2 pseudogenes are annotated in these 1057 nt (G+C 69.8%); one reads left to right on the top strand and one right to left on the bottom strand.

The annotated features are described in order from the left end of the window. Positions 1 to 414: pseudogene (locus GVY64_RS37570) on the bottom strand (hypothetical protein); the annotation flags it as partial. Positions 415 to 679: 265 nt separating this feature from the next. On the opposite strand from GVY64_RS37570, the pseudogene GVY64_RS38585 reads away from it, so the two are divergent. Further along, positions 680 to 1057 (top strand): annotated as a pseudogene (locus GVY64_RS38585) (esterase family protein); the annotation flags it as partial.

Raw genomic sequence — 1057 nt, 5'->3', positions numbered from 1 at the left:
GCCCCCGAACGGGATCACCACATTCACCTGCTTGTCCCCGAAGAACTCCACCACATCCGTCCGGCTGAGCCAGTTGCCGTCGGCTCCGCCGTCGATGCCGTTGAGCAGGTACAGCGTCGGGGCCGGAGCCGATCTGTCGGCAGCCGCAAGGACGCGGACGGTCACGTCGTTCGCCATCGCGGCGGAGTGGACCGTCAGTTCCGTCAGCCGTCCCGGCCCCGGTGTGGCCGCGGCGATATACGAACGATCCGGGGTGGCGGCGATCGACGAGGGATGTTCCGGGGTGGGCGGCTCGGCGCTCGTCGGTCCGGCCGCACCGGTCGCGAACCCGAAGGCGGCGATGCTCAGCGCCGCCACCAGCCGCGCGGTCCGCGCCGCGCCACGGTGATACGGCGGCGGGGCAAGGGCATCCACACACGGCCTTCCTGCGCAGGCGGGACAGAACCCGCCCTACGTTAGGCCGCGACTGTCTCGGCGTGCAAGGCGTCGTGGCGCCCATTGGGGTCGATGGGCAGTTCACCCGGCTTCCCGCTGGGAACGGCCACAAGGTTGCGAGTTTCCCTGCGCACCAGCGCGAGTGATGCGGTTGACTCGAGGTCGGCTCGCGTAGTCGTTGCATGTTTCCCGCCCGCGGCGCCGAGGAGATCGGCCGGGGTGCGGCCTCGAGATCGGAGGTGCGATGTCGCTCACCCGTTCGCGGACACGAATCCTGCTGACCCTCTTCGCGATTGTGGCGATGACCGCCGGATCCACCGGTGCGGCGACGGCCGAGCCTGCTCCGGATCTCGCCGATGTGTCTGCGCCGGACGGCTCCCGGATCCACGACATCCGCGCCGAGTCCGAGCGGGTGCTCGACGTCGGCGTCTTCTCGACGGCGATGAACAGCGTGACCCGGATGCTCGTCCTGCGCGCGGCCGACCCGGAGCGGCCCGCGCCGACGCTCTATCTGCTCAACGGCGCCAACGGCGGCATCAGCGACGGAAGCTGGGCCGATCGGACGGATGTGGTGGAGTTCTTCGGGGACAAGCAGGTGAATGTGGTGATCCCGTTCGGGGGC

Origin of the sequence: Nocardia sp. CY41, from assembly GCF_009829325.1 — a bacterium.
GTDB lineage: Bacteria > Actinomycetota > Actinomycetes > Mycobacteriales > Mycobacteriaceae > Nocardia.
This window is presented reverse-complemented; position numbering and strand designations above follow the sequence as displayed.